General features: G+C 61.0%; 19 protein-coding genes. 12 read left to right on the forward strand and 7 right to left on the reverse strand.

What is annotated here, in order from left to right; genetic code table 11:
* Window positions 1–157: 157 nt before the first annotated feature.
* A complete protein-coding gene (locus tag BM026_RS01730; RefSeq protein WP_093514083.1) occupies window positions 158–625 on the reverse strand; it encodes a TIGR02444 family protein in 468 nt (155 codons plus the stop codon).
* A gap of 50 nt (window positions 626–675) precedes the next feature.
* On the opposite strand from BM026_RS01730, the gene BM026_RS01735 reads away from it, so the two are divergent.
* The 5 genes from BM026_RS01735 to BM026_RS01755 all read left to right on the forward strand — a co-directional run bounded on the left by BM026_RS01735 (window position 676) and on the right by BM026_RS01755 (window position 6,416).
* Window positions 676–2,586: an ATP-binding cassette domain-containing protein gene (locus BM026_RS01735; RefSeq protein WP_093527186.1), complete on the forward strand. Its 1,911-nt coding sequence runs from the start codon at window positions 676–678 to the stop codon at window positions 2,584–2,586.
* Window positions 2,586–3,158 (forward strand): mechanosensitive ion channel family protein, encoded by a 573-nt coding sequence (locus tag BM026_RS01740; RefSeq protein ID WP_093514084.1) that lies wholly within the window; start codon window positions 2,586–2,588, stop codon window positions 3,156–3,158. Before BM026_RS01735 ends, BM026_RS01740 begins: the two co-directional genes overlap by 1 nt.
* Window positions 3,159–3,246: 88 nt before the next feature.
* Window positions 3,247–3,879 (forward strand): LysE family transporter, encoded by a 633-nt coding sequence (locus BM026_RS01745; RefSeq protein WP_028618426.1) that lies wholly within the window; start codon window positions 3,247–3,249, stop codon window positions 3,877–3,879.
* Between the two features lie 183 nt (window positions 3,880–4,062).
* Window positions 4,063–5,958, forward strand: coding sequence for an FTR1 family protein (locus BM026_RS01750; protein WP_093527188.1), 1,896 nt, complete (start codon window positions 4,063–4,065; stop codon window positions 5,956–5,958).
* Window positions 5,959–5,960: 2 nt separating this feature from the next.
* On the forward strand, window positions 5,961–6,416 hold the full coding sequence (locus BM026_RS01755) for a YaiI/YqxD family protein (RefSeq protein ID WP_071490476.1): 456 nt from the start codon (window positions 5,961–5,963) through the stop codon (window positions 6,414–6,416).
* A 180-nt stretch (window positions 6,417–6,596) separates the two neighbouring features.
* On the opposite strand, the gene elbB is transcribed toward BM026_RS01755, so the two are convergent.
* Window positions 6,597–7,262, reverse strand: coding sequence for an isoprenoid biosynthesis glyoxalase ElbB (gene elbB / locus BM026_RS01760; protein WP_071490475.1), 666 nt, complete (start codon window positions 7,260–7,262; stop codon window positions 6,597–6,599).
* Window positions 7,263–7,378: 116 nt separating this feature from the next.
* On the opposite strand from elbB, the gene BM026_RS01765 reads away from it, so the two are divergent.
* A complete protein-coding gene (locus tag BM026_RS01765) occupies window positions 7,379–8,614 on the forward strand; it encodes a sterol desaturase family protein (RefSeq protein ID WP_092241740.1) in 1,236 nt (411 codons plus the stop codon).
* Here BM026_RS01765 and BM026_RS01770 read toward each other — a convergent pair.
* Window positions 8,595–9,230 (reverse strand): DedA family protein, encoded by a 636-nt coding sequence (locus tag BM026_RS01770; protein WP_071490485.1) that lies wholly within the window; start codon window positions 9,228–9,230, stop codon window positions 8,595–8,597. The genes BM026_RS01765 and BM026_RS01770 overlap by 20 nt on opposite strands.
* Before the next feature lie 208 nt (window positions 9,231–9,438).
* On the opposite strand from BM026_RS01770, the gene hemB reads away from it, so the two are divergent.
* Together hemB and ppk1 are read left to right on the forward strand one after the other, a co-directional pair.
* Window positions 9,439–10,452: a porphobilinogen synthase gene (gene hemB, locus BM026_RS01775; protein ID WP_092241742.1), complete on the forward strand. Its 1,014-nt coding sequence runs from the start codon at window positions 9,439–9,441 to the stop codon at window positions 10,450–10,452.
* Between the two features lie 18 nt (window positions 10,453–10,470).
* Entirely contained in the window at window positions 10,471–12,693 is a 2,223-nt protein-coding gene (gene ppk1, locus BM026_RS01780; RefSeq protein ID WP_058426437.1) for a polyphosphate kinase 1, read from the forward strand.
* 134 nt (window positions 12,694–12,827) lie between these two features.
* Here ppk1 and ppx read toward each other — a convergent pair whose 3' ends face one another.
* Window positions 12,828–14,330 (reverse strand): exopolyphosphatase, encoded by a 1,503-nt coding sequence (ppx, locus tag BM026_RS01785; protein ID WP_093514085.1) that lies wholly within the window; start codon window positions 14,328–14,330, stop codon window positions 12,828–12,830.
* A gap of 443 nt (window positions 14,331–14,773) precedes the next feature.
* On the opposite strand from ppx, the gene BM026_RS01790 reads away from it, so the two are divergent.
* The 4 genes from BM026_RS01790 to BM026_RS01805 all read left to right on the forward strand — a co-directional run bounded on the left by BM026_RS01790 (window position 14,774) and on the right by BM026_RS01805 (window position 19,305).
* Window positions 14,774–15,427: a DUF1120 domain-containing protein gene (locus BM026_RS01790; protein ID WP_092242381.1), complete on the forward strand. Its 654-nt coding sequence runs from the start codon at window positions 14,774–14,776 to the stop codon at window positions 15,425–15,427.
* Between the two features lie 186 nt (window positions 15,428–15,613).
* Window positions 15,614–16,261 carry a fimbria/pilus chaperone family protein gene (locus BM026_RS01795; RefSeq protein ID WP_093514186.1) on the forward strand — a complete coding sequence of 216 codons (648 nt, stop codon included), beginning with the start codon at window positions 15,614–15,616 and terminating at the stop codon, window positions 16,259–16,261.
* Between the two features lie 7 nt (window positions 16,262–16,268).
* Window positions 16,269–18,785, forward strand: a complete 2,517-nt coding sequence (locus BM026_RS01800) for a fimbria/pilus outer membrane usher protein (RefSeq protein WP_256575484.1) — start codon at window positions 16,269–16,271, stop codon at window positions 18,783–18,785.
* A complete protein-coding gene (locus tag BM026_RS01805; protein ID WP_170856041.1) occupies window positions 18,775–19,305 on the forward strand; it encodes a DUF1120 domain-containing protein in 531 nt (176 codons plus the stop codon). Before BM026_RS01800 ends, BM026_RS01805 begins: the two co-directional genes overlap by 11 nt.
* On the opposite strand, the gene BM026_RS01810 is transcribed toward BM026_RS01805, so the two are convergent.
* The 3 genes from BM026_RS01810 to BM026_RS01820 are packed head-to-tail and all read right to left on the reverse strand — an operon-like array spanning window position 19,286 to window position 21,325.
* A complete protein-coding gene (locus BM026_RS01810) occupies window positions 19,286–20,023 on the reverse strand; it encodes an amino acid ABC transporter ATP-binding protein (RefSeq protein WP_092241746.1) in 738 nt (245 codons plus the stop codon). The genes BM026_RS01805 and BM026_RS01810 overlap by 20 nt on opposite strands.
* Window positions 20,010–20,660 (reverse strand): amino acid ABC transporter permease, encoded by a 651-nt coding sequence (locus BM026_RS01815; protein ID WP_092241748.1) that lies wholly within the window; start codon window positions 20,658–20,660, stop codon window positions 20,010–20,012. The genes BM026_RS01810 and BM026_RS01815 overlap by 14 nt, the downstream gene beginning before the upstream one ends.
* Window positions 20,657–21,325 carry an amino acid ABC transporter permease gene (locus BM026_RS01820; protein WP_017736949.1) on the reverse strand — a complete coding sequence of 223 codons (669 nt, stop codon included), beginning with the start codon at window positions 21,323–21,325 and terminating at the stop codon, window positions 20,657–20,659. The genes BM026_RS01815 and BM026_RS01820 overlap by 4 nt, the downstream gene beginning before the upstream one ends.
* Between the last annotated feature and the right edge of the window lie 14 nt (window positions 21,326–21,339).

The raw sequence follows: 21,339 nt of genomic DNA on the forward strand, positions 1-21,339 counted from the left end.
CTGCTGCTGCGAAACCAGCCGCCAAGCCAGCGGCCAAACCTGCTGCTGCCAAGCCAGCAACACCTGCTGCCGCCCCGGCTGCAGCCACCGCTCCAACTGCACCGGCCAGCAGCACGCCTGCCCCGGTAGCGCCAAGCACCACCCCAACCAGCGCCTCCTAAGTGCTGGTGGCCGCGACGCGCAGCTGTTGCAGCGCGTCGTGGTCAAGGTTGGCGGTGTCCTCAGCCGCCAGTCCTTCCAACCATCGTTGCTGACCCTGCGCATCGCCTGTCGGCCATGTTTGTGCCAACGCTTCCAGGCGCTCCAGCAACTGCCGTTCGGCGTCCAGCTCCAGGGTCTTGACCCGCTCGCGTAAGCCCGCCAAATCCTGATCCTGCAGCGCCATGGCGCGCCATTGCATGCGCACCTGTCGTAACGGTTTGATTACGTGTGTCTGCCAAGTCCCGGCGATCTGTTTCAGCGCCTGCATGCGCTCGGCGGTCGCTATCACCGCACGCTGCTCGAGCCACGCACCACACAGCAACAGGCACACGTCCGCACCTTGCTCCTGCAAACGCAGGCAAGCGGCCTCGCATCCTGAGCGGGCGTAAGTCGAGAGGGCAAAGCTCCACAGGTCAGCGCACATATTCACACCCAAGCCAGCGGCCAACGAAGCTGGTAGACTCCGCCGCCATTATGATCCGACTTCAAAGCCTAACATTACAGCGTGGCCCGCAACGTCTTCTCGAAGACGCCGAGCTGACCCTGCACGCCGGTCACAAAGCCGGCCTGATCGGTGCCAACGGCGCCGGCAAATCCACGTTGTTCGCTCTGTTGCTGGGTGAGCTGACCCCGGATTCCGGGGACTGCCTGCTGCCGGCCGACTGGCGCATCGCCCATATGCGCCAGGAGATCGACACCCTCGACCGTATTGCAATCGACTACGTGCTCGATGGCGATCTGCGCCTGCGCCAGGTGCAACACGACCTGGCCGAGGCCGAGAAAGCCCAGGACGGCGCCGCACAGGCGCGCCTGCACTCGGAACTCGACAGCGCCGACGGCTACACGGCTGACGCCCGGGCGCGCAAAATGCTCGCCGGCCTTGGCTTTACCAACGAGCAGATGGACCGCCCCGTCGCCGACTTCTCCGGCGGCTGGCGAATGCGCCTGAACCTGGCGCAGGCGTTGATGTGCCCGTCTGACCTGCTGCTGCTCGACGAACCGACCAACCACTTGGACCTCGATGCGATCCTGTGGCTGGAAGACTTCCTCAAGAATTATCAGGGCACCTTGCTGTTGATCTCCCATGATCGGGATTTCCTCGACGCCGTGGTCGACAACATCGCCCACGTCGAGCAGAAAAAGATCACCCTCTATCGTGGCGGCTACACTGCGTTCGAACGCGCCCGCGCCGAACGCCTGGCCCAGCAGCAACAGGCGTACGAGAAGCAGCAGGCGCAACGTGCGCACATGGAAAGCTACATTGCCCGCTTCAAGGCCCAGGCCACCAAGGCCCGGCAGGCCCAGAGCCGGATCAAGGCCCTGGAGCGCATGGAAGAGCTGTCGGCGGCCCACGTCGACTCACCGTTCGACTTCGTGTTCCGTGAGTCGGTGAAGATCTCCAGCCCGTTGCTGGATCTTTCCGATGCGCGTCTGGGCTACGGCGACAAGACCATCCTGGAAAAAGTGAAGCTGCAGCTTACGCCGGGTGCGCGTATCGGTTTGCTCGGCCCCAACGGCGCGGGCAAGTCGACGCTGATCAAGAACCTGTCAGGCGAGCTGTCGCCACTGGCTGGGCGTCTGACCCGTGGCGAGAACACTGTGGTGGGTTATTTCGCCCAGCATCAGTTGGACTCGCTGGACTCCAAGGCCAGCCCGCTGCTGCACTTGCAGCGCCTGGCGCCAGCCGAGCGCGAACAGACCCTGCGCGACTTCCTCGGTGGTTTCGATTTCCGTGGTGCGCGTATCGACGAGCCGGTGCTGAATTTCTCCGGCGGCGAAAAAGCCCGTCTGGCCCTGGCGTTGATCGCCTGGGACCGTCCGAACCTGCTGCTGCTCGACGAACCGACCAACCACCTCGACCTGGAAATGCGCCTGGCGCTGACCATGGCCTTGCAGGAGTTCAGCGGTGCAGTACTGGTGGTGTCTCACGATCGCCACCTGCTCAAGAGCACCACCGACAACTTCCTGCTGGTGGCGGACGGTAAAGTCGAAGAGTTCGACGGCGACCTGGATGACTATGCGCGCTGGCTGACGGATTACCGCCTGCGCAACGCGCCGGTCAGCAACACCCCGGTCAACCCGGACAAGACCGACAAGAAAGCCCAGCGCCAGGCCGCCGCCGCGCTGCGTCAACAGCTGGCGCCGCACAAGCGTGAAGCCGACAAGCTGGAAGCCGAGCTGGGCAAGGTGCATGAGCGCCTGGCCAGGATCGAAACCAGCCTGGGCGACAGTGCCGTCTACGAGGCGGCCCGCAAGGACGAACTGCGCGACCTGCTGGCTGAGCAGGCCAAGCTCAAAGTACGCGAAGGGCAATTGGAGGAAACCTGGATGGAGGCCCTCGAATTGCTGGAAACCCTGCAAGCGGAGCTGGAGGCGCTGTCCTGATGGAAGCGTTGCAACTGCCGATACCGACGCAGTGGGTCGAACCCGCATGGGTCGGCGTGCAAATCCTGCTGATCCTGCTGGCCGGCTACCTCGCACAGCGGTTTGTCGCCAAGGGCCTGACTCGCCTGGGTGAGCGCTATCCGTTCCCGCCGCAATTGCTGATGCCACTGCGCGGTGGCTTGCGCTGGCTGATCATGGGCAGTGCGCTGATATTTGTGCTGGGTCGCCTGGGCGTGTCCGCCACGGTGTTGTGGACGGCACTCTCCGGGTTTGTCGCGGTTGCCGCCGTGGCGTTCTTCGCCATGTGGTCGGTGTTGTCCAACCTGCTGTGCGCCATTCTGATTTTCACCGTCGGGCCCTTTCGCCTGGGGGACATCGTCGAACTGGTGGATACCGTCGACAAACCGGGCGTGAAGGGGCGGGTCGTGGCGATCAACCTGCTCTACACCACGTTGGTCGAAGTGGCAGAGGCCGGTACCGACAGTGCGATGGTGCAGGTGCCCAACAGCCTGTTCTTCCAGCGCTCGGTGCGCCGTTGGCCAGGTACCCATGTCTTTCCGGGCGACCGCTAGTATTCACATCCTGTAAAAATCTATAGCCATCCTTTGGTCGGCGGAGTTAGCTTAAGGCACAACAGCAAACTCCCTCCTGAGGTGTGTAATGGCACTCGATACGTGGCTGGCCTTTTTCCTGGCCAGTTGGATCATCTCCCTTTCCCCTGGCGCTGGCGCCATCGCCTCGATGTCCAGCGGCCTGCAATACGGCTTCCTGCGTGGTTACTGGAATGCCATCGGCCTGCAACTGGGCCTGGCGATGCAGATTGCCGTGGTCGCGTGCGGCCTGGGTGCCATTCTGGCGACATCCTCCACCGCTTTCTATGCGATCAAATGGTTTGGCGTGGCGTACCTGGTGTACCTGGCCATCAAGCAATGGCGCGCCCTGCCCATGGACATGACCGATGACGCGGCCGTGCGCCCGATCGGTAAACCGATGGCGATGATGTTCCGTGGCTTCCTGGTCAACGCCAGCAACCCCAAGGCCCTGGTGTTCATGCTGGCGGTCCTGCCGCAATTCGTGAACCCACAGGCGCCGCTACTGATCCAGTACCTGATCCTGGGTGCGACGATGATCTGCGTCGATATGGTGGTGATGGCGGGGTATACGGGCTTGGCGTCGAAGGTGTTGCGCCTGTTGCGCACGCCTAAGCAGCAGAAACGGATGAATCGTACGTTTGCGGGGTTGTTTGTGGGGGCTGCGGGTTTCCTGGCCAGCTTGCATCGTGCCACGGCCTGACTGACGAAACGGGATTGAAAATGTGGGAGGGGCGAGCCCCCCTTCCACATGGGTGTCGATACCCACCCTCCAACTGTTCTGACAACTACCTTGCCTCAACCCACGACAAATCACTTGTGCCTTGAGTCAAACGCTTTAACGTTTGACAATGTGTTACTTCGTATTTCCATTTGAGACTCATTCATGACTGCCCCTTTTCGCTTTCTCGCCTGGCTGGTTTTGCCGGCGTTGATGTCGTGCAGCTTCAATCTGTTGGCCGCGACGGCCGAGGGTGCCCCACAAGCCCTGCATTTGCTGGATTACATTGGCGCTGACTACCCAGCGACGGTGGAGGCGGGCAAGGTCATCGATGAGTCCGAATACCGTGAACAGCTGGAGTTTCTCGGGGTGTTGCAGGGCCTGGTGGCAGAGCTGCCGCAGCGCCCGGAACGTGCGGCGTTGGTCAAAGGCGTCGACGAACTGTCAGCCGCTGTAACCGCCCATCAGGACGGTACGACAGTCGCCCGCCAAGCGCGTCAGTTAGGTGCCCAACTAGCCGTGGCCTACGAAGTCAGCCAGGCCCCGGCGATCACCCCTGATCCAACACGAGGCGCGCCGCTCTATGCCCAGCATTGCTCGGTGTGCCACGGCACCGCAGGTGCAGGTGACGGCCCGGCCAGCGTGGGCATGACGCCATCACCGGCCAATCTGCGTGACGCTGTGCGCTTGGATCGCCTGAGCCTCTACGCGATCTACAACACCCTGGGCCTGGGTGTTGAAGGCACCGACATGCCGTCTTTCGCCGATCAACTGGACGACCGCCAGCGCTGGGACCTGGCTACCTACATCGCCGGCTTTACTGCCGACCCGGCGGCTGCAAAAAGCGAGCAACCGTTTAACCTCGCCGACTTGGCCCGCCAGACCCCCAATGAAGTACTGGCGGCCAACGGCCCAGCCGCCGCCGCTACGTTCCGCGCCCAGCGTGCGCAACCGCCGCAGGTCAAGCGTGGCCCGGCGCAGTTGCTCGACTACACCGCGGCCACCCTGGACAAGAGTCTGGCGGCGTTCCAGAAGGGCGATCATGAGCAGGCCTACGACCTGTCTGTGGCTGCGTACCTGGAAGGTTTCGAACTGGTAGAAAGCTCGCTGGATAACGTCGACGCCAACGTGCGCAAGGACACCGAAAAGGCGTTGATGGCCTACCGGCAGTCGTTGCAGGACGGTCTGCCGGTTGAACAGGTGCAACAACGCCTGGACGTGGCCAAGGGCAAACTTACCGAATCCGCCGGTCTGCTTGGCGGTGATGGCTTGAGTTGGTCGCTGAGCTACATCTCCGGTTTGCTGATCCTGTTGCGTGAAGGTCTGGAAGCGATTCTGGTGCTGGCGGCGATCCTTGCGTTCCTGCGCAATACCGGCCAGCAATCGGCGGTGCGCAGCGTTAACGTCGGCTGGGGCCTGGCGCTGCTGGCGGGCCTGGCAACCTGGGCATTGGCCGCGTATGTGATCGATGTGAGCGGTGCCCAACGCGAGTTGCTTGAAGGCTGCACGGCGCTGTTTGCCAGTGTGATGGTGCTGTGGCTCGGCGTGTGGATGCACGACCGCCGCCACGCCGCCGCCTGGCAGGACTACATCAAGAGCAGCCTGGTAGGCGGCGGCGGGCGCTTCGGTTTTGCGGTGCTGGCGTTCTTCTCGGTGTACCGCGAGCTGTTCGAAGTGATCCTGTTCTACGAAACCCTGTGGCTGCAAGCCGGGCCGGCGGGGCATAACGCGGTGCTGGCGGGTGGCGCCACGGCGCTTGTGCTGTTGGTGGGCCTGGCGTGGGTGATCCTGCGGGGTTCGGCGAAGCTGCCGCTGGCGTTGTTCTTCGGCATCAACGCGGCGTTGCTGTGTGCGCTGTCGGTGGTGTTTGCCGGCCATGGGGTGAAGGCGCTGCAGGAGGCCGGCATCTTCGGCACCCGGCCGGTGGCGTTCTTTGATTTCGATTGGCTGGGCATCCACGCCGATGCGTACTCGTTGAGTGCACAGGCGGTGGCGATCCTGGCGATTGTGGTGCTGTACGGTCGCAGCCGTCTGGCCGAAAAGCGCCGGGTGGTTGCCTGAGCATGCGGGTGTGGATCGATGCCGACGCCTGCCCTCGGGCAGCCAAGGACCAGGTGGTGAAGTTCGCCCTCAAGCGCCAGTTCGAGGTGGTGCTGGTGGCCGGTCAGAGCCAGATCAAGCCGAGCTTCTCGTGTGTGAAGCTGATTGTGGTGCCCAGCGGCCCGGATGCGGCGGATGACTACCTGGTGGAGCACGCGGAGCCCGGGGAGCTGGTGATCTGCAGCGATGTGCCGCTGGCTGACCGCCTGGTAAAGAAGGGCGTTACGGCGCTTGATCCACGCGGCAAGGAGTTCAGCCCCGCCAACATGAGTGAACGGTTGGCGGTGCGCAATCTGTTCACTGATCTGCGTGAGCAAGGCCAGATGGGGGGCGGGCCACCGCCACACGGGGAGAAGGAAAAGCAGGCGTTTGCCAATGCGCTGGACCGCATTCTTACACGCTTGATGCGCCAACCCTGATCCGTGGCGAGCGGGCTTGCCCCGCGTTGGGCGGCGAAGCCGCCCCAATTCAAGCGATGCGGTGATTCCGTTAGACCATGGCTGCAGGTTTTAGGGCTGCTGCGCAGCCCAACGCGGGGCAAGCCCGCTCGCCACAACAAGCTGAGTCACCTACAAGCCTGCTCACCATAGGTGGGGCTATCAGTCGTTCTCGTGGGTCAGTTCCAGCACCCGATCCACCAGTTTGTTGATCCCTGAAGCGACCTCGCTGATGTTCTTGCCGAGCATATAGGCCGGGGTGCTCACCAGCTTGCGTGCCTTGTCTTCGACGATATCTTCCACCCCGCACTCCTGGTGGGTAGCGCCCATCTTGTCCAGTGCGGCGGCGGTGTCGGCGCAGTTGCCGATGGTGCAGGTCACGCCGGGGCCGTAGATTTTCGCCGCCAGGGCCGGGGAGATGCAGATCAGGCCCACGGGCTTGCCCGCTTCGGCAAAAGCTTCGGCCAGTTCCAGCACCTGCGGGTTGACGCTGCAGCCGGCACCCTCCACGGCAAAGTTCGAGAGGTTTTTCGCCGCGCCAAACCCACCGGGCACGATCAGCGCGTCGAAATCGCCGGCGTTGGCTTCGCGGATATCTTTCACGTCACCCCGGGCGATCCGCGCCGACTCCACCAGCACATTGCGCGACTCGGGCATCTCTTCGCCGGTGAGGTGGTTGATCACATGCAGTTGCGCAATATCCGGGGCAAAGCATTGGACCTGAGCGCCACGCTGGTCCAGGCGCAGCAAGGTGATCACGCTTTCGTGGATCTCTGCGCCGTCGTACACGCCGCAGCCGGAAAGGATCACTGCAATCTTTTTGCTCATGGGCATTTCTCCTGGGGTCTTGGCGTTAAATGTCTACTAATTTGTCATCTGTTGCCAATGGGATCTCACGCCGCTGCACCTAATCTTGATGTAACAAAAATAGACCGGACCAGACCATGGACTTCGTGCCTTACGCGGTACCGTTTTTCATTGCCTTGATCGTCGTGGAGTTGCTTGCCGACCGTTGGCGCGGCGAGCGTAACTACCGGGTGGCGGATGCCATCAACAGCCTCAGCACCGGGGTGCTGTCCACCACCACGGGGCTGCTGACCAAGGGCGTGGGGATTTTGACCTACGCGTTCGCCCTCAAGCATCTTGCCGTTATCGATCTGCCGGCCCAAAGCGTCTGGACCTGGGTGTTCGCCTTCGTGTTCTACGACTTCTGCTACTACTGGCTTCATCGCATGGGGCACGAACGCAACATCCTGTGGGCCGCACACTCGGTGCATCACCAGAGTGAGGACTACAACCTCAGCACCGCACTGCGCCAGACCAGTACCGGCTTCCTGCTGAGCTGGATTTTCTACCTGCCCTTGGCCGTACTCGGCGTGCCATTGGTGGTGTTTATCAGCGTGGCATCGCTTAATTTGCTCTATCAATTCTGGGTGCACACCCGGCACGTGCCGAAGCTCGGCTGGTACGAGTGGTTTTTCGTCACGCCATCCAATCATCGGGCTCACCATGCACAGAACGCTCTCTACATGGATCGTAACTATGGCGGTGTGTTCATTATTTGGGACCGGCTGTTCGGTACCTTCCAGGAGGAAGACGACAACGAACCGGTGATTTTCGGCGTAACCACGCCGTTGGCCAGTTGGAATCCGCTATGGGCCAACCTGCAGTTCTATGCCCAGTTGTGGAGTGATGCGCGGCGCACCGAGCGTTGGTGGGACAAGCTGCGCATCTGGTTCATGCGCACCGGCTGGCGCCCGGCGGACGTGAAGGCCAAGTACCCGATGGCCAGGCACGACCTGAGCCAGTTCCGTAAATTCGACGTGCCACTGGACGTGCGTCAACAGGTGTACATCGCACTGCAATTTGCGGCCTATGTTGGCTTTGGCAGCTATCTGATGAATTTCGGCGAAGGTTTGCCCACGGCGGCACTGATCCTCGGTTGGAGTGCCATGGCGCTGGGGCTGTTTACCTTGGGGGTGGCGCTGGAGAACCGGCCTTGGACGTTGAAGGCCGAGCTTTCGCGGCTGGTGCTGAACGTACCGCTGGTGTGGCTGGCACCGTTGGTCGGGTTATGGCCGGCCAGCAACCTGGGCTGGCTGGGCCTGCTGAGCTACAGCTTGCTCAGTGTGATTGGCCTCTACTGCTGCAGAAGCCGGTTTACTCGACTGGTGTCTTAGGCGGCTCGACCGGGTCCGGCTCTGCTGCGAGCCGGGCCTTGGCGTCGGCGCAGGCCTCGCGGGCGATGCGTGCATTCTTGATGCGACGGCGCAGCCACAGGCCGAAGCCCAGTATCAGCAAGGCACCCAATACCCACAGCTCGTATTTCTTGATGCTGCCCAGCATGCCTTCCAGTACGGCGCCGAAGTGATAGGCCGCAGCGCCCAAGGCCAAAGCCCAGATCGCAGCGCCAATGCCGTTGAGGATCAGATAGCGCAACGGTGGATAGCCGGAGAGGCCGATCGCCACTGGCATGACGGTGCGCAACCCGTACACGAAGCGAAAGCTCAGTACCCAGATATCCGGGTGCTTGCGGATATGCTCCAGTGCCTTGTCACCCATCAATTGCCAGCGTGGCTTGCGCGCCAACAGCTTGCGGCCGTGTCTGCGACCCATGTAATACCAAAGCTGGTCGCCGGCGTAGCTGCCGAAAAAGGCAACGACCACCACCAGGTTGATATCCATGTATCCACGGAACGCCAGGAAGCCTGCGAGAACCAGAATGGTCTCGCCTTCAAAGAAAGTGCCCAGGAAGAGCGCAAAGTAGCCGAAGTCATGCAGGAATTGTTGAAGCATGGTCTGGGGTGCTGGCGAAATGAACGCGCAGCCTACGCCTTCATGAAGATTCATGAAAGTATCGAGATGTGTCACGAAGTGAACAATTCCTACGGAAATGCCGAATGCGACTACAGGTCGCATCCTTAAGCACAACTGTCATACCTTCGTCATAATGGCCGCTTATAACTGCATCGCTCGCCCGTAAACCCGGGCTCAGGAGTCTGTCGTGAGCTTTACCCCTGCCAATCGCCTGTTCCCCGCCACCCGTCTGCGTCGCAATCGTCGTGATGATTTTTCTCGCCGTCTGGTGCGTGAAAATGTGCTGACGACCGATGATCTGATCCTGCCGGTGTTTGTGCTGGACGGGGAAAAACGTCGGGAAGCGGTGGCTTCGATGCCGGGCGTGGAGCGCTTGACCATTGATCTGCTGCTTGAAGAAGCCGCTGGTTGGGTCGAGTTGGGGATTCCGGCCTTGGCACTGTTCCCGGTCACGCCGTCTGAACTCAAGTCGCTGGATGCTGCCGAAGCCTGGAACCCGGACGGGATCGCCCAGCGCGCCACCCGTGCCCTGCGCGAGCGTTTTCCGCAGCTTGGGGTGATCACCGACGTGGCGTTGGACCCGTTCACCACCCACGGACAGGATGGCATTCTTGACGAAGACGGCTATGTTCAAAACGACATCACCGTCGATGCGCTGGTCAAGCAAGCCTTGTCCCATGCGGCAGCCGGCGCCCAGGTGGTTGCCCCGTCGGACATGATGGACGGCCGCATCCAGGCGATTCGTGAAGCCCTGGAGCTGGCCGGCCACGTCAACGTGCGGATCATGGCCTACTCGGCCAAGTACGCCAGCGCCTATTACGGCCCGTTCCGCGATGCGGTGGGCTCGGCGCTGAACCTGGGCAAGGCCAACAAGGCCTCGTACCAGATGGACCCGGCCAACAGCCATGAAGCCCTGCACGAAGTGGCGGCCGACCTGGCCGAAGGTGCTGACATGGTGATGGTCAAGCCGGGGATGCCGTACCTGGACATCCTTTACCGGGTCAAAGACCAATTCAAAGTGCCGACCTTTGTCTATCAGGTCAGTGGCGAATACGCCATGCACATGGCTGCAATACAGAATGGATGGCTGAGCGAAGGGGTGATCCTTGAATCCCTGACAGCCTTTAAACGCGCCGGGGCTGATGGCATCCTGACCTACTTCGCCGCCCGCGCCGCCCAATTGCTTAGAGAGCAACAATAGCCCTCACAGGAACACTCGATGAATACCGAAGGACTCACAGAAGTTGCCGTAAAAGACGCTCACCCGGTGGTTGAACAAGTCACCGAGACCCCGCCTGAGCATGAGCCCGCCGCGCCCGTCGTGGTGGCCGAACCGCCCGTGCCGGCCCCGGTAGCGGCGGTGACCAACCTGGATGACAGCAGCCTGTACATCCACCGCGAGCTGTCACAACTGCAATTCAACATCCGTGTGCTGGAACAGGCGCTGGATGAGTCCTACCCGCTGCTGGAGCGGCTCAAGTTCCTGCTGATCTTCTCCAGCAACCTGGATGAGTTCTTCGAAATCCGCGTGGCCGGCCTCAAGAAGCAGATCACCTTCGCCCGTGAACAGGCCGGCGCCGACGGTCTGCAGCCGCACCAGGCCCTGGCGCGCATCAGCGAGCTGGTGCACGGCCATGTGGACCGCCAGTACGCGATCCTCAACGACATCCTGCTGCCGGAGCTGGAAAAGCATCAGGTCCGTTTCATCCGTCGCCGTCACTGGACCACCAAGATCAAGACCTGGGTGCGTCGCTACTTCCGCGACGAGATCGCGCCGATCATCACCCCGATTGGCCTGGACCCGACTCACCCGTTCCCGTTGCTGGTGAACAAGAGCCTCAACTTCATCGTGGAGCTGGAAGGTATCGACGCCTTCGGTCGCGACTCGGGCCTTGCAATCATCCCGGCGCCCCGTTTGCTGCCACGGATCATCAAGGTACCGGAAGAGGTGGGGGGCGCAGGCGATAACTATGTATTCCTATCCTCCATGATCCATGCGCACGCCGATGACCTGTTCCAGGGCATGAAGGTAAAAGGCTGCTACCAGTTCCGCCTGACCCGTAACGCCGACCTGGCGCTGGACTCCGAAGACGTCGAAGACCTGGCCCGTGCCCTGCGCGGCGAGCTGTTCTCGCGGCGCTACGGCGATGCGGTGCGCCTGGAAGTGGCCGACACCTGCCCGAAACATCTGTCGGACTACCTGCTCAAGCAGTTCAACCTGGGCGAGACCGAGCTGTATCAAGTCAATGGCCCGGTGAACCTGACGCGCCTGTTCAGCATCACCGGCCTGGACAGCCATCCGGAGCTGCAATACACGCCGTTCACCCCGCAGATCCCGAAACTGCTGCAAAACAGCGAGAACATCTTCAGCGTGGTGAGCAAGCAGGACATCCTGCTGCTGCACCCGTTCGAGTCCTTCACCCCGGTGGTCGACCTGCTGCGCCAGGCCGCCAAGGACCCGCATGTGTTGGCCGTACGCCAGACCCTTTACCGTTCCGGCGCCAACTCGGAAATCGTCGATGCCTTGGTCGACGCCGCGCGTAACGGCAAGGAAGTCACCGCGGTGATCGAGTTGCGTGCGCGGTTCGACGAAGAGTCCAACCTGCAACTGGCCAGCCGTCTGCAAGCAGCCGGTGCGGTGGTGATCTATGGCGTGGTCGGCTTCAAGACCCACGCCAAGATGATGCTGATCCTGCGCCGTGAAGCCGGCGAGATCGTGCGTTACGCCCACTTGGGCACCGGCAACTACCACGCCGGCAACGCCAAGCTTTACACCGACTACAGCTTGCTGACCTCCGACGACGCCTTGTGTGAAGACGTCGGCAAATTGTTCAGCCAGTTGATCGGCATGGGCAAGACCCTGCGCATGAAGAAGTTGCTGCACGCGCCGTTCACGCTCAAGAAGGGCATGCTCGACATGATTGCCCGCGAAACCCAGTTCGCCCTCGACGGCAAGCCGGCGCACATCATCGCCAAGTTCAACTCGCTGACCGATCCGAAGATCATCCGCGCGCTGTACAAGGCCAGCCAGTCCGGCGTGCGCATTGACCTGGTGGTGCGCGGCATGTGCTGCCTGCGCCCTGGCATTGTCGGGGTTTCGCACAACATTCATGTGCGCTCGATCATCGGCCGCTTCCTGGAGCACACACGGGTGTTCTACTTCCTCAACGGCGGCGAAGAGCAGATGTTCCTCTCCAGCGCCGACTGGATGGAGCGCAATCTCGATAAGCGCGTAGAGACGTGCTTCCCGGTGGAAGGCAAGAAGCTGATCATGCGGGTCAAGAAGGAACTGGAAAGCTACCTCACCGACAACACCCACAGCTGGAGCCTGCAGTCGGACGGTCGCTACGTGCGCAACACGCCGACCGGCAACCAGAACCCGCGCAGTGCGCAGGCGACGTTGCTGGAGAAGTTGGGTAGCCCGATTCTGACGGTGAACTAAAACCCTGCGGGGGTCTAAAAATGTGGGAGGGGGCTTGCCCCCGATGGCGGTGTGTCAGTCACCAAATACTTGGACTGATCCACAGCTATCGGGGGCAAGCCCCCTCCCACAATTGTTTTGCAGAGTTCTTCAGATCAGCGCAGGTTCAGGCTGAACCCCACCCGCTTCAGCCACTCCGCTTCCAGGCCAAAATCCGCCTGGGTCAGCTGGTTCTCATCCAGCCAGCCTTTCGGGAATACCACATCCAGGCTGTCGCCGTCGGCGCGCAGGGTCACCTGGGGCATTGCCTGGGTGCCACGGATGTGGTGGAACAGGATCGCAAAGCGCAGCAGCACGCACAGGCGGATCAGCTTGATGCCTTCGTCGCCGAATTCAGCAAATTTGTCCTTGGGGATGTTACGGCGATGGCCGCGCACCAGCAGGGCGAGCATTTGCTGGTCTTCACGGGAGAAGCCGGCCAGGTCCGAGTGCTCGATCAGGTAGGCGCCGTGCTTGTGGTAATGGTAGTGGGCGATGTCCAGGCCCACTTCATGCACCTTGGCGGCCCAGCCCAGCAACTCGCGCCAGACGCCGTCTTCCAGGTCCCAGTCCTCGGCCACCTGGTCGAAGGCGTGCAGGGCTTTGCGCTCCACGCGGGCGGCTTGTTCCAGGTCGACGTGGTAACGCTCCATCAACGAAGTGAGCGTGCGCTCACGCACGTCTTCGTGGTGATGGCGACCCAGCAGGTCATAGAGCACGCCTTCACGCAGGGCGCCGTCGCAGTGGTCCATGCGTTGCAGTTCAAGAGCATCGAAGATCGCTTCGAGAATCGCCAGACCGGCCGGGAAGATCGCGCGACGATCAGGCTTGATACCGTCGAAGTCGATTTTCTCGGCATCCCCCAGCTTGAACAGCTTGCGCTTGAGCCACGCCAAGCCCTCGGCATTCACCTCACCCGTGCCATGGCCGCCGGCTTTCAGGGCCAGGCCGATGGCGCGGATGGTGCCGGACGAGCCGATGGCTTCATCCCAGGTCAGGCGGTGCAGGGCGTGTTCGATGCTCATGATCTCCAGCCGCGCCGCGGTGTAGGCCTGGGCGTAGCGCGCCGGGGTGATCTTGCCGTCCTTGAAATAGCGTTGGGTGTAGCTGACGCAGCCCATCTGCAGGCTTTCGCGCAGCAATGGCTCGAACCTTTGCCCAATGATGAATTCGGTACTGCCGCCGCCGATGTCGGCGACCAGGCGTTTGCCTGGTGTATCGGCCAGGGTGTGGGACACGCCCAGGTAGATAAGACGGGCTTCTTCACGGCCGGAGATGACTTCTACCGGGTGCCCGAGGATCTCCTCGGCGCGGCGGATGAATTCACCACGGTTACGCGCTTCACGCAACGCGTTGGTGCCGACGATTCGAACGGCGCCCAGGGGCATGCCGTTGATCAGTTGCGCAAACCGCTTCAGGCAATCGAGCCCGCGTTGCATGGACTCTTCGTTGAGCTGGCGCTCGTCGTCGATCCCGGCAGCCAGTTGCACTTTCTCTCCGAGCCGCTCAAGGATGCGGATTTCACCGTTCTGGGCCTTGGCCACGACCATGTGAAAGCTGTTGGAGCCCAGGTCGATGGCGGCGATCAGGGACAGATTCTTGGCTTGGGATTGCGGCATGGTTTGGGGTCTCGGTCGATAACCTGACCATCGTGCCACGATCGACCGCTGGCGCCAACGCGTAGTGCGCCGGTAATTTTCCTGCGGGTGTCTGTGAGGAATTCTTGTGGGAAATGTAGGGTGGTTTTCAGGGCTATCAACGAAAGCGGTTTTAGCTTTGTAGGAGTATTTAACTTTTTATTGTCATCATGCTGTTTATGATTTTGCCTACAAGGGAGCGGTTAATAATTTATTGATTTTGCATTTGTGCCTACTCGGTATTTTGACATGGCTCACTGCTTGTCTTTACGGTTCCCACAACAACTGGCGCCCCATCTGATTCTTTAATCACGAGCCAAAACGACAGACTGTCACCCGGCAATTTCGCCGTGGTGTTATTTATTTATGGTCGGAGTTTTCGGCTGTCGTAAATGCACCTACTCATTACAGATGACAGGTTGATCATGAAAAAAATGCTTGGTGTGACAGTGGGTGCTCTTTGCTTGGCCGCAAGTATTGGGGCTCATGCTACGAATGTTGCCGAACTGATTGTACGGGGGACTATCAAGCCAGTGGCTTGCAACCTCAGCCTCGCTGGAGGCGGCATCGTCGATTATCAGACAATTCCAGCCGCAAACCTGTCCCCGACGCAGTTCAATCCTCTTGCAGCTAAAACGGTCAGCTTGAGCATCAGTTGCGGCCAGAGCCCAGCGCAGTTCCGAGTGGCGCTCACAGACCTGCAACCTGCCCAAAGCAAGGTGGTAGGTATCCTCGGTGCCGGGTTCACCGAGGCGCAGAACTACAGCCTGGGCCTTGCCAATGGCAAGCGCACTGGTGGGTACTCCGTCACGCTCAAGGACCTGAGATCGTCCACTGGGAGCCTGAGCCCCATCATGCGGAGCAGTCAGGGCGCGTCCTGGCAGATCAGTGACGGTAAAGTCGCGCAATCGCCAGCCCAGTATTCATGGCGTAGCGGTGCCACTGCGGTACCTGCATTCGTTACCACGCTTACAGGCACGCTTGAAGTGAAGGCCGTTATCAACCGCGCGAACGATTTGGACCTGGCCCGCGATGTAACGCTGGACGGTCGCACCAGTCTGTTAGTGGATTACATCTAAAAACATCATTAACGGCCGACATTTAGCCAGAGATACTTACCTGTCTCTGTTAAATGTCGGTAGTTGTAATGTGTGCATTTGTTGGTGTTCGACTTCTTTTGGTTGTGGGGAAAATCGGTGAATGGTTTATCAATAACCGTTATTTCGTTGCTGCGATATATAGGTTTGTCTCTTTTTTTGTGCGGTATGGCCATGGCAGACGGAATGCAGCCCGAAACAACCGTTGTCATTCTGAATGAGGAAGAGGGCGAGGCAACGCTTAATGTTAAAAATACGGACCCTGGCCCTGCATTGCTTCATTCCGTCATACAAAACATACCCGAAGACCCCGAACACTTGTTGATCGTGACGCCCCCGATTACGCGGGTCGAAGCGGGCGACACCCAACTTGTTCGCTTTATCAGTACTACAAAGCAACCCCTCAAGACCCAGCGCCTGAAACGCGTTTCCTTTGAAGGTATCCCTGAGGCACGTGCACCCGGCGGTGCGACCATTGGTATCACCCTGCGCCAGAGCCTGCCATTGATCCTGCATCCCAAAGGCTTGCCCAGGCATGACGCGCCCTGGCAGTTGCTGACATGGGAGCGTAAAGGAGATCAGTTGAGGGTCCACAACAACAGCGCTTATGTCGTCCGCCTAGGGATGGAAGTGCAGCTGCATCCGCAGGCAAGCGTGGCAACGTTGCCGAGAACCTACATCCTGCCGGGCGAAGTGCTGACGCTCGCGTCGGCAGGCTCTGTGGCGGGAGTGGTGGCGGTGGAGATTCACCCGGCCACGGTCTACGGGTTTACGGTGGACAGTTACCGCGCACCCGTTACGGCTGGTGCGGATTGACGGGCCTATGAAAAAGATCAGGCCTACCCGTCGCTCTGCCAATAGCGTGCCGAGCAGTGTTTCCCAGGCTCGCTCCAGGATTCTGCTGGGGCTCGCGACGCTCTGGAGTCTGCCCGGCACCAGCGCAGCGGTTGGGCTGGGGCAGGGGTTTGACTTGGCCGCGTTGACCTCCCTTGGAATAGATCCACAGGTTTCTGAATACTTTCGCAGCGCAGCGCGCTTTCGCGAAGGTGTCCATGTCGTCGGGCTGCGAGTCAATGGCACGCCGCTGGGGTTGGTTGACGCGCGTTTCGATTATCAGGGCCAGTTGTGCTTCACTCCTGCGTTGCTGGCAAAAGCCGGTCTGGTTACCCCGTCCAGGCTTCTGCGCGAGGGCATCACCCCTGACCAGGCCTGCCATGATTTTGTTGGAGAATACCCGGCGACCATGGTGCGTCTGCGCCCTAGCAGCGATGAGGTCGCCCTGGTGGTGCCGACCCAGTCCCTGCGTGCGCCGGAGTGGGAGGGCGGGGATTTTTCCGAGGGTGGCGCGGCCGCCATCTTCAACTACGACGTATGGGGTTTTGATACCCACTCTCGCGGTAGGCCAAGTCGCGTCGTATCGGCCTATACGGAGGCGGGATTCAACCTGGGTAACTGGATCGTTCGCAGCCGCCAGTTCTATATCTCCGACAATGGCAAGACGCGTACCGAACAGGTAAGCGCCTATGCCCAGCGTGATATCGCGGCGTTGCAGTCGACCTTCCAGGTGGGGCAGATTTCCAGCAACAACCCGATTTTTGGCGGTGTGCAACTGACCGGCGTGCAGTTCTCTCCAGACGGCCAGCAGCGCAGCGGTGCGGGCGACAGCAATGTCGTGGTTGAAGGGCTGGCTCAAAGCCAGTCGCGGGTGGAAGTTCGTCAATCAGGCGCATTGATCCATTCCACCCTGGTGCCGGAAGGTCCGTTCAGGCTGACCGGTTTACCGTTGCTGAACAGCACCAGTGACCTTGATGTGAGCGTGATTGACGTGCGTGGGGCAACGCGCAGTTTCGTGGTGCCCGCTGCGTCCTTTCGGGGTGGGGCTCCGATCAAGCCGGGATATTACTTTTCCCTCGGCAAGGTGCGTGAAACGTCCATCGACAACCAGGATTCACCCGTGGTTGCCATGGGCAGCGGCACCTGGGGGCTGGGCCAGCGCTCGTCGTTGGGTTTCGGTCTGCTGAGTACCGATGAGTACCAATCGGCAGGTGGAACCCTCAGCAGTGTGTTTTTCCATCAGATGACCGTGGGCGTGCGCCATAACCTTTCCCGTGATGCTCAAGATGAGGTGGGTGGCACGCGTAGCACGCTGTCATTGGGGGCTCCTTTATTCGCCAATCTTGATATCAACCTGAGCGCTTCGGTACAGAGTCGCGGTTACCGGGAGGTACTGGACGCCGGTCAGGCTTCGCGGGGGTACAGCCTCGATGCCCGTTTCAAGCGCCAGTACACGGCAGGTTTGAGCTGGACGGCCCCATACCTGGGTGGATTCTCCCTCGGTTTCACCCGTAGCTCTCAGTTTGACGGGCAATCCAGCGATCACCTCTTTGCCTCGTGGAACGACACCTTCAAAGGCGTAGGGGTCGCACTGATTGCCGACGCCCAGGTCGGTGCGACCGCCCCTCGGCGCCATGACCCGGTTCGAGGTGGCCGCCGCGACGAGCGGCTGGACGAGGGCACGTCGGTCAGGCTGCAGGTCACGGTGCCCCTCGGCACTGATCGGCGCATGACCACTTACGTCAGTCGTCGAGGTGACCGGCTGGAAGCTGGCACCGCCCTCAGCGAGCGGGTCAACGACTATGTGAACTATGAGGTCGGTGTCGATCGGGACGTGAAAGAACGAGAACAAAGCGTGCGCGCTCGTGTGGGTGTCTTGCCGCGGTATACCCGCGTGACCCTGGGCGTCAGCCGTGACCCGACGAACACCAACTATTCCGGCCAACTGCAAGGCGGCATCGTGGCCCATGAGCACGGGGTGACCTTCTCGCCGTATACCGTGCAGGACACCTTTGGCATTGTGTCGGTGGGAGATATCGGAGCGGCCAAGGTCTCCACGCCCCAAGGGCCGGTATGGACCGATTTCAGTGGCCAGGCGGTGATCCCCGGGCTGCAGGCCTACAGCAACAACCACCTGCAGGTGCAGACCCAGTCGCTGCCCAAGCGCGTCGACTTGAAGAACGGCACCAAGGTACTCGCTGCCGGTCGGGGGTCAGTCAATATTCTCAACTTTGATGTGGTGAAAGTCCGTCGTCTGCTGCTTGAAGCCCAGGACGAACAGGGTCGGCCACTGCCACAAGGCGCCGCAGTGTTCGGTCAGGACAACACCTTTGTGACCAGTGTGGTGGGTGACGGCATGATTTTCCTCAGCAATATCGATGGTCCGCAAACCTTGAAGGTTTCACTGCCGGATTCGCAATCCTGCGTGCTGCAAGTCAACCCGGAGCAAGAGCCTGACGATGACAAACTCTATGAAACCGCACCGGTGGTCTGCCATGTTCGCTAAGCACAGGAACCTGTGGCTGTTGTGGGTAGCCCTGGTGACGACCCAGGCGCAGGCTGAAAACTGCCGGATGACCCTGAGTGAGCCCCGTGTCGACTATGGCGTGATTCGCCCTGCGCAAGCCTCCTCCGGCAGGGCGCTAATGACGCTGGACACGCCGCGTACGCTGCACTTGAGCGTGCTTTGCGCGGATCCTTCGGCAATGGCGCTGCGTTTCAGCAGTGTCGCCGCCGATGCACAGGGCTTTCAGTTCGGGCGACAAGGGCGTTTCACCTTGAACCTGAGGCAGGCTCAGGTCGATGGCAGGCCGGTATCGTGGCAGTCCGATGACACCTCCAGCGGACAGCTGCTACCGGGTCGTACGTTGTATGCAAGCGCAAGCGGTACGCCGGTGATGGGCCGTCGGCTGACAGCCCAAGTAGAGGTCACGGTTCAACTGCCGGCCAATGCCCTCGCGGTGCCTCGGGAGACGCTGCTGGAGGGCCATGGCCAATTCGAACTGGTCAGCCCGGCTGTTCCGTAGAACCAATGAAGCTCGCCAGCTCGGCGGTTTGCGGGTGGGCGAATAGCACTTTGGGATCGCCCACCTCATGCACTTTGCCCTGGTGCATGAACACCAGCTTGTCGCCGACTTCACGGGCGAAGCGCATCTCGTGGGTCACCATGATCAGGGTCATGCCGTCCTTGGCCAATTGGCGCACCACGCTGAGCACTTCATTGACCAGTTCCGGGTCGAGGGCCGAGGTGATTTCATCGCATAACAGCACCTTGGGCGACATGGCCAAGGCGCGCGCAATCGCCACGCGTTGTTGCTGGCCGCCGGACAAGCGATCGGGGTAAGCGTCGAATTTTTCACCCAGCCCGACGCGCTCCAGCATTTGCCTGGCCAATTGCGCCGCTTTGGCCTTCGATACTTTCTGCACCACTTGCGGCGCGAGCATGACGTTCTCGCCTACCGTCAGGTGCGGGAACAGGTTGAACTGCTGGAACACCATGCCGACTTTCTGCCGCAGGCTGCGCAGATCGGCGCGGGCGGCGTCGAGGTACTCGCCATCGACCTCGATCACGCCGTCGTTGATGGACTCCAGGCCGTTGAGCGTGCGCAGCAATGTGGATTTGCCCGAGCCACTGCGGCCAATGATCGCCACCACCTGGCCTTCATCCACGGTCAGGTCGATGCCCTTGAGCACATGGTGATCGCCGTAATACTTATGCAGGGCGGAAATTCTAAGCAGAGGCATGCAGTCTCCTTTCCAGGTAGCGGGCACTGAGGGACAGGGGGTAGCAGAGTAAAAAGTAACCAAGGGCCACCAGGCCGTAGACCATGAAGGGTTCGAAGGTGGCGTTGGCGAGCATGCCGCCGGTCTTGGTCAGTTCGGTGAAGCCGATGATCGAGGTCACGGCGGTGCCCTTGACCACCTGTACCGAGAAGCCCACCGTCGGCGCTACGGCAATGCGCAGTGCCTGGGGCAGGATCACATAGCGCAGTTGCTCCAGCGGGTTGAGCGCCAGGCTGGCCGACGCTTCCCATTGCCCGGGGGCGATGGAGTCGACGCAGCCGCGCCAGATCTCGGCGAGGTAAGCGCTGGTAAACAGAGTCAGGGCAATCGCCGCCGCCAGCCAGGGCGAGATATCCACACCCAGCAGGGCTATGCCGAAAAACACCAGGAACAGCTGCATCAATAGCGGCGTGCCCTGAAACAGTTCGATATAGGTGCGCGCCACATTGCGTGGGAAGGCGTTGCGGCTGATGCGCATCGTCATCACCAGCAAGCCGATCACGCCGCCCCCGACAAACGCCACCAGTGACAGCAGCAGCGTCCATTGCAGGCCGGTGGCCAGGTTGCGCACGATGTCCCAGAACGAGAAATCACTCATCGACTGTTCCTCATCACGAAGCGGCGACCGATCCAGTTGAGCAACTGGCGAATCATCAGCGCCATGCACAGGTACACCAGGGTGGTCAGGGCGTAGGTTTCGAACGCACGGAAGTTGCGCGACTGGATAAAGTTGGCGGCAAAGCTCAGTTCCTCAGTGGCGATCTGCGAGCACACCGCCGAGCCGAGCATTACGATGATGATCTGGCTGCTCAGGGCCGGCCACACCTTGCCCAGCGCCGGCAGCAGTACCACGTGGCGGAAGGCTTCGAAGCGCGTCATCGCCAGCGCCGCAGCGGCTTCCAGCTGCCCGCGAGGAATGGCCTGGATACCGGCGCGGATGATTTCCGTGGAGTAGGCCCCCAGGTTGATCACCATCGCCAGCACGGCGGCTTGCCACTCGGTGATCTTCAGCCCCAGCGACGGCAGGCCGAAGAAGATGAAGAACAACTGCACCAGGAACGGTGTGTTGCGGATCAACTCGACATAAACGCCGAAGAACCAGGCGAACGGCTGGATCTTCCACGCCCGCACCACAGCGCCGACGGTGCCCAGGGCCACGCCGAGGATGGCGCCGATGGCCGTGAGCTCGAGGGTGAACAGCGCGCCGCGCAGCAGCAGGTCGGTGTTGGCCAGCACCGGCACAAAGTCAAATTGATACGCCATGAGTCAGCTCCGCT

Origin of the sequence: Pseudomonas sp. NFPP24 (assembly GCF_900112095.1) — a bacterium.
GTDB lineage: Bacteria > Pseudomonadota > Gammaproteobacteria > Pseudomonadales > Pseudomonadaceae > Aquipseudomonas > Aquipseudomonas extremorientalis.

Bases quoted from the DNA above. Each gene is read 5' to 3' on its own strand.
- BM026_RS01750 (WP_093527188.1), top strand. From the start codon at position 4,063: ATGACTGCCCCTTTTCGCTTTCTCGCCTGGCTGGTTTTGCCGGCGTTG.
- BM026_RS01820 (WP_017736949.1), bottom strand. From the start codon at position 21,325: ATGGCGTATCAATTTGACTTTGTGCCGGTGCTGGCCAACACCGACCTG.
- BM026_RS01740 (WP_093514084.1), top strand. From the start codon at position 2,586: ATGGAAGCGTTGCAACTGCCGATACCGACGCAGTGGGTCGAACCCGCA.
- ppk1 (WP_058426437.1), top strand. From the start codon at position 10,471: ATGAATACCGAAGGACTCACAGAAGTTGCCGTAAAAGACGCTCACCCG.
- BM026_RS01790 (WP_092242381.1), top strand. From the start codon at position 14,774: ATGAAAAAAATGCTTGGTGTGACAGTGGGTGCTCTTTGCTTGGCCGCA.
- BM026_RS01805 (WP_170856041.1), top strand. From the start codon at position 18,775: ATGTTCGCTAAGCACAGGAACCTGTGGCTGTTGTGGGTAGCCCTGGTG.
- BM026_RS01810 (WP_092241746.1), bottom strand. From the start codon at position 20,023: ATGCCTCTGCTTAGAATTTCCGCCCTGCATAAGTATTACGGCGATCAC.
- BM026_RS01755 (WP_071490476.1), top strand. From the start codon at position 5,961: ATGCGGGTGTGGATCGATGCCGACGCCTGCCCTCGGGCAGCCAAGGAC.
- BM026_RS01770 (WP_071490485.1), bottom strand. From the start codon at position 9,230: ATGCTTCAACAATTCCTGCATGACTTCGGCTACTTTGCGCTCTTCCTG.
- BM026_RS01745 (WP_028618426.1), top strand. From the start codon at position 3,247: ATGGCACTCGATACGTGGCTGGCCTTTTTCCTGGCCAGTTGGATCATC.
- BM026_RS01815 (WP_092241748.1), bottom strand. From the start codon at position 20,660: ATGAGTGATTTCTCGTTCTGGGACATCGTGCGCAACCTGGCCACCGGC.
- BM026_RS01765 (WP_092241740.1), top strand. From the start codon at position 7,379: ATGGACTTCGTGCCTTACGCGGTACCGTTTTTCATTGCCTTGATCGTC.
- elbB (WP_071490475.1), bottom strand. From the start codon at position 7,262: ATGAGCAAAAAGATTGCAGTGATCCTTTCCGGCTGCGGCGTGTACGAC.
- BM026_RS01735 (WP_093527186.1), top strand. From the start codon at position 676: ATGATCCGACTTCAAAGCCTAACATTACAGCGTGGCCCGCAACGTCTT.
- BM026_RS01795 (WP_093514186.1), top strand. From the start codon at position 15,614: ATGGCCATGGCAGACGGAATGCAGCCCGAAACAACCGTTGTCATTCTG.
- BM026_RS01800 (WP_256575484.1), top strand. From the start codon at position 16,269: ATGAAAAAGATCAGGCCTACCCGTCGCTCTGCCAATAGCGTGCCGAGC.
- BM026_RS01730 (WP_093514083.1), bottom strand. From the start codon at position 625: ATGTGCGCTGACCTGTGGAGCTTTGCCCTCTCGACTTACGCCCGCTCA.
- ppx (WP_093514085.1), bottom strand. From the start codon at position 14,330: ATGCCGCAATCCCAAGCCAAGAATCTGTCCCTGATCGCCGCCATCGAC.